Annotated in this window: 4 protein-coding genes; 2 read left to right on the top strand and 2 right to left on the bottom strand. The window is 41.3% G+C overall.

Translation table 11 applies throughout. The features are described 5' to 3' along the window. Together VB654_RS13040 and VB654_RS13035 are read right to left on the bottom strand one after the other, a co-directional pair. On the bottom strand, positions 1 to 1,870 hold a 1,870-nt coding region (locus VB654_RS13040), incomplete at its 3' end, for a flotillin family protein (RefSeq protein ID WP_323214197.1). A gap of 74 nt (positions 1,871 to 1,944) precedes the next feature. Further along, entirely contained in the window at positions 1,945 to 2,598 is a 654-nt protein-coding gene (locus VB654_RS13035) for a DUF1449 domain-containing protein (RefSeq protein ID WP_323214196.1), read from the bottom strand. A 381-nt stretch (positions 2,599 to 2,979) separates the two neighbouring features. Here VB654_RS13035 and VB654_RS13030 point away from each other — a divergent pair, with 381 nt between their 5' ends. After that, a complete protein-coding gene (locus tag VB654_RS13030; protein ID WP_323214195.1) occupies positions 2,980 to 5,436 on the top strand; it encodes an endonuclease MutS2 in 2,457 nt (818 codons plus the stop codon). A gap of 352 nt (positions 5,437 to 5,788) precedes the next feature. Next, on the top strand, positions 5,789 to 6,400 hold the full coding sequence (locus VB654_RS13025; RefSeq protein ID WP_323214194.1) for a DUF3038 domain-containing protein: 612 nt from the start codon (positions 5,789 to 5,791) through the stop codon (positions 6,398 to 6,400). The last annotated feature ends 14 nt before the right edge of the window (positions 6,401 to 6,414 follow it).

Here is a 6,414-nt window from a genome sequence, read left to right as displayed (position 1 = left end):
CTGGGTTATTACTACGGACTAATTGACTAATTTGAGCGATTAACTCGCCTAATTTACCTTCGTCTAATAAGGTGTTGATTAAGGAAAGTCCACTGGTAGATAGCATTAATTTGTTAATATCTTGAGCGCCATTACTACCATTTGCACCAGGGAATGAGTAAATGCGAGTATCTCCTAAAACTCCGGGTTGTGGGGCTAGGGCTGCGAGGATTTCTGGGAGCTTATCAGCTAATTCTGGCCAAATTGTGGTGAGTATTTGGGCTGTAAGGTTAGCGCTACTAATGGTATTTTCGGCGGCGATTTTGACTTTTAGGGCTTCTGCTTCTGCTAAAACTTTATCGCGGTTAGCGGCGGCGATGATCCGAATGGCCTCTGCTTCTAATTCTGCGGCTTCTTGGGCGATTTCGGCTTGGCGGCGACGGCGGAAGGCATCGATTTCGACAACGTTGCGATCGCTTATACTACGTTGTTGGGCTTCTCTTTCGGCTGCAATTGTCGATAAACGCTTGTTACGTTCGGCTTTTTCAATTTCACCGGCTGTATTAACTGCTTCTTCGGCTTTGGCTTGTTCTGCTTGGGCGAGAAAGCTTTCACGTCTTTTCGCAGAAATAGCAATTTCTAAATCTTCCTGAGCAATTCGTGCTAGTTTTTCTGACTCGACTATTTCCACTTGGGCTTTAAGTCTACCAGCATCTACTTTCTGTTTACGGGAAATTTCGGCAATTTCTGCTTCTTGCTTTTGCAGTGATTGTGATACCTTTAAATGTTTATTGCGTTCATCTAGAGCAATATCGGCTTCAATTTGGCTTTGTTGCAAAGATAATTTGCGCCGAATTTCTTCTTCTTCAACTAATTTTTCTTGTAAAATTCTACTGCGTTGAATCGCTGCGGCTTCTTTATCTTTTGCTTCTTGGATTTCCCGTTCTCTTTGGGCTTTTAGTGCCTCTACTTGAAACTTTTGCTCTAATTTAGCACTTTCCTGTTCTTGAGCGATTTGTAGCGATCGCTTTTCGGCATCTAGTTCTTTTTGTTCAATTGCTACTTGACTTGTTAATTCAACTTCGCGTTTTTGTTGAATTGAACGTTGAATAATTTCTGTTCTTAAGCGTACACCTTGAGCATCAAAGAAACTATCAGGATCATAAGTAACACTTTCTAAAATTTCCGAAATAGCAATATTATTTAGAGTTAATCCTACTTTTTTCAAGTCTGCTCCCATTAAATTCAGCACTTCTTGGGCAAAACCCAATTTATCAGAATCAATTTCTGCTATTTCTTTAGTCTTAGCTGCGGCTCTAATGGCATCATCTGCCCGTTTATCTAAGGCGTTTTTAATATCATCAGAAGTAATGATAGTACCACTTTGAGATAATTTTGCTGCTGCTGTCAGAACATCTTCCTCCGAGGGATTGATACACACATAAAATGTGACTCTAATATCTGCTCTCAGATAATCTTTAGTTCGCACTGCCATTTTTCCTGTGCGTTCTACATCAATGGAAATTTCTCGCAGAGGCACACGGGTGAGTTGATGAAATCCTGGTAATACAATACAACCACCATAAAGAATCACCGATTTCTTTTTGGTAAACAAACCCCCTGTTCTGACGAAAGCCTCGTTATTGGGTGTGACTACATAAACTCTTGTATAAGCATATAAACTTAATAAGAGCAAAAAAATTAAAGCAGCAATAATTCCTGGTAATACAAAGCCATTATTGATTTGAGCAATAGTAGGCTGTACCGTAAATGGTGAAATACTTTGAGCAATTGTTCTAGTTTGTTGCTGTTTTGGTTGTAACTCAATTTGGGAAATTTCTGATACAGGAATAGTTGGTAAAGATTGGATAAAAGTTAACCAAAATAACATGATTTTGCGCCCTAATTAATATGATTGAAAAAAATAACTACATATTCAATGAAACACTTGCTTTATCTTCTGACTCAGCACTTAGCACTTTTTAACCAAAGTTGTTCATCTGTGGTATTTTTGGCAATTACCAGATAATTTTGCGGTTTATTTTCAATGACAATCACTTGATCACCACGTTGTGGAGCAATGGTTGCCCATTCTGGTAAAGCAGCACTAATTGTGAGAAGATTCCGTTTTGGATCTAGAACATCCACTTGCCCGATTTTTCCTTCAGTTTCACTAGGAATATAAAAAGAACTCACAGTACCAACACAACCAATCAAGCGATCGCTGCTGGCATCTTCACCAAAATCTGCAAAAAGTTTGCCAATTATTTCTGCAATAAATCTTCCCACCAATAAGCTGAGAATTAACGAAATTATTAATATAATTCCCCTAAATAACACACTAAAGCTACCATTAATTATGCCACTGGCTACAGAATTTAATATCAGCCCAAAAACGCCCCAAAAACTCAAATCTACTGCTAATAACAAGATGAGTGGAGCCTTACCAATACCTAGCCATCCCAGGGCTTGACCAAAGCTTAAATCGCCATCGCTATCCACATCAAAGTCGGCATCTGCATCTGTATCTCCCTCACCGGAAATAATCACAAATAGAAACAGCAATACTCCCATTCCCAGGAATACCCAATAAGGCAAGTTGGCAGGACTAAACAGCATAAAATTTTGTCAATGCTATGTATTTGGCAGTTGTGCTACACTAAATTTTAATGACAATTACACCTTTTTGTGCAACATTGTATATTTTATATTTCCTATTTAATTTTTATTTAAATAAAAGAAAATATTTGTTTATATTTTTTAGCATTTAGTGGAAAAATTTAAGTTGTTTACTGTTACATGAATTATTTTTTATGTAAATAGATAAAATATTAAATTTATCTTAAAAAAAGAACAATCCGAAAGCATCAGCTATTACTCATGCTTTGGTAGTTCCACAGAAGTATAGCCGGGATAGGGAGGAAAGAAAATTTCCTCTTTAAGTTTTCACCTTTCGGGAGCTAGAATTGTTACAATTCTTTCAGATTAGACATTGAAGCCTTGATCCAATCTGAGACGTTAGAACTACTCGAATGGCATCGCCTTTGCCAGCATCTTTCCACATTTGCGGCAACTAAGCTAGGGGCGATCGCATCACTTCATCTAAAAATTCCGGCATCCCAAGCAGCAAGTCAGCAGTTGTTAGCACAAACAAAAGAAGTCTACCAACTGGAAACCCGGACTAACACAGGATTATCTTTTGAGGGGATTCAAGATATTGGTGATTCCTTAGAACGCGCCGAACTTAGCGGTATTTTAGCAGGGGATGAACTGCTGGCGATCGCTACGACTTTGGCCGGGACGAGAAATTTACGCCGTGTTATTGATAACCAAGAAGATTTGCCCACACTGGCGGATTTAGTCGCTGATTTGCGGACTTATCCCGAATTAGAGCAAGAAATACACCGATGTATTGATGAACGCGGCCAAGTAACTGATCGTGCTAGTCTCAAATTGGGAGAAATACGCACAGATTTGCGGAAAATACGCAGCCAAATTACTCAAAAACTGCACAATATTTTACAAGCAAAATCTGGGGCAGTTCAAGAACAGATTATTACTCAACGGGGCGATCGCTATGTCATCCCGGTGAAAGCACCTCAAAAAGATGCCATTCCCGGCATTGTGCATGATACTTCTACCAGTGGCGCGACTCTTTACGTAGAGCCTAATTCAATTGTGCCTTTTGGTAATCAATTACGGCAAACTATTAGAAGAGAGCAAACAGAAGAAGAAATAATTCGCCGTCTATTAACACAGAAAGTAGCAGAAGTCAAGCCAGATTTAGAACGGTTGTTAGCAATTGTGACGACGTTGGATTTAGCCACTGCTAGAGCTAGGTATAGTTTTTGGTTAGGAGCAAATCCCCCCAGATTTATCAACCGTGAAGACAATGAAATCATTACCCTCAGACAATTACGGCATCCTTTGTTAGTGTGGCAACAGCAGCACGAACACGGTCAAGCTGTGGTTCCTGTGGATTTATTCATCAGTCCCCATCTGCGGGTAGTAACGATTACAGGGCCAAATACTGGGGGGAAAACAGTTACTTTAAAAACCTTAGCTTTAGCCGCTTTAATGGCGAAGGTAGGTTTATTTGTTCCCGCCCGTGAACCTGTAGAAATACCTTGGTTTGACCAGGTATTAGCTGATATTGGGGATGAACAATCTTTACAGCAAAGTTTATCAACATTTTCGGGACACATTCGCCGAATTAGTCGAATTTTGAACGCGTTGGATCAGGAAGAAGAGTCAGAAAATACTCCCCAATCTCCAGACTCAGCACTCAGCACTCAGCACTCAGCACTCCTGACTCAGCACTCAGCACTTAAGAAACACTCAGCACTCGTTCTCCTCGATGAAGTCGGGGCGGGAACTGATCCAGTAGAAGGTAGTGCTTTGGCGATCGCCTTGCTGCAATATCTCGCCAATCATGCCCAGCTAACCATTGCCACAACTCACTTTGGTGAATTGAAAGCGCTGAAATATGAAGATGAGCGATTTGAAAATGCTTCTGTAGAATTTGATGAAAGTACCCTTTCGCCTACCTATCGTTTACTATGGGGAATTCCTGGACGTTCTAACGCCTTGACAATTGCCCGGCGTTTGGGTTTAAAGCCAGAAGTGGTAACACAGGCTAAAACTCAAGTAGGAGGGGCGACAGACGAAGTTAATCAAGTCATTGCTGGGTTAGAAGCGCAACGTCGCCGCCAAGAAACCAAAGCTGCGGAAGCTCAAAGTTTGTTACAGCAAGCGGAACGTTTATATCAGGAAGTTTCGGCAAAATCTGATGCTTTACAGGAACGGGAAAAAGCTTTGCGGGCTGACCAGGAAGTAGCAGTTCAGCAAGCGATCGCTCAAGCTAAAGGTGAAATTGCCCAAGTGATTCGCCGTCTGCAAAAAGGCACAGCTAAAGCCCAAGATGCCCAGCAAGCAACGGATGCGTTAAATCAAATTGCCCAAAAATATCAGCCAAAGGTAGCACCAAAACCCAAAGTGGGATTTATGCCTAAAGTTGGCGATCGCGTGCGGCTTTCCCAATTTGGGCAAACAGCAGAAGTTTTAACCGCCCCCAATGCTGATGGTGAATTTAGCGTCCGCTTTGGCATCATGAAAATGGCCGTGAAGCTACAAGACATCGAATCTTTGGATGGTCAAAAAGCTGAACCAGTGGCTAAACCCAAGCCAGCCCCAGAACCAGAACAAAGCGCCCCAGCTATTCGCACCTCTCGAAATACAGTAGATTTGCGTGGAAAGCGAGTAGCTGATTCGGAGATTGTTTTAGACAAAGCCATTTCTGAAGCTACAGGCCCTTTATGGATTATTCACGGACATGGCACTGGTAAGTTACGCCAAGGAGTTCACGCCTTTTTGCACCAGCACCCCAGAGTTAGTCATCATGAACCAGCAGAACAGGCAGATGGTGGTAGTGGTGTGACTATTGCTCATATCAAATAAAGGGGCAATAAATATCACAAATACAGGCGCTTAAATTTTTAATATCTAGTTACTAATTGCCTTGGTATTACTAGCAATTGGCAATTAGATATTAACTACATTTAGTAATACTTATTTATACAGATGTACTGAAATCATAGCTATATTTAGCAAGAATTAGATCGATTTAGTCAAGTAAATTTCTTGAAAATTTATTTTCATCTAGTAGAGTAAGACAAAGACTATTGCTGTTTACCAAAATAAGCAAAGCTTGCGGCAGCTTCTAGCTAATAGCGATGGGAAACCAACCTTGATATTTCCGAGTCTGGTTTCAAAATGGGTAACAGCAAAAGCCCCTACAGCCTGATCACCTATGCTAAAAGTTATGCACTCGGCCGCCGATTCAGCCACACCAAATCCCCAATGGGCGGATTTAATTAAGCTTACAGCCCCAAATACAGTTCAATGGGACAACATCAAAACCCAGTTAGACTTGGTGCTGTTGGCGCTAGAAACTCTAACTGGTATTGGTTCTGAGGCCATGCTGTCTGCGGCAATTAATCTGAATTTAGAGTCAAGAGTGCCAGATCGAGTAGCTTTATGGCGCTTGCGTCAGTCTAATCCCTTACGTAAAGGTCAAGGTGGGCGAAAAAAATTAGATGTAGAAGAAGCGCGATCGCTGGTTCTGATTACTTGCTACCTCGCCAAACAGCACCAAGAATTGATTCGCCGTGCTGTTGGTCTACTTGAACAAACGGCGGAAAATAAGCGGGAACCTCATCAGGTTGCCTTACTTGGAGATTACATCGATGCTTTTTGCAATACTTACCAAGAACGGATGGAAGAAGACGACCAAATAACCACGGATCTACTCACTCACTTGGCGCTAAAACTGCTTGTAGATTTACTGTTTTACAGTGCGCCTGGTGGACATCGCCGCCTCTGGTTAGCACTCATAGATAGTTCTCTGCAAAATTTTAGATAATCGTCTCCCTCGCC

It is taken from the genome of Nodularia sp. UHCC 0506 (assembly GCF_034931045.1).
In the GTDB taxonomy this organism is placed as follows: Bacteria; Cyanobacteriota; Cyanobacteriia; order Cyanobacteriales; family Nostocaceae; genus Nodularia.
The sequence above is the reverse complement of the archived record's forward strand: the minus strand, read 5'-3'. Positions and strand labels throughout refer to the sequence as shown.

Excerpts from the sequence above, each read along its gene's own strand:
- VB654_RS13035 (WP_323214196.1), bottom strand. The coding sequence starts at position 2,598 with ATGCTGTTTAGTCCTGCCAACTTGCCTTATTGGGTATTCCTGGGAATG.
- VB654_RS13025 (WP_323214194.1), top strand. The coding sequence starts at position 5,789 with ATGCTAAAAGTTATGCACTCGGCCGCCGATTCAGCCACACCAAATCCC.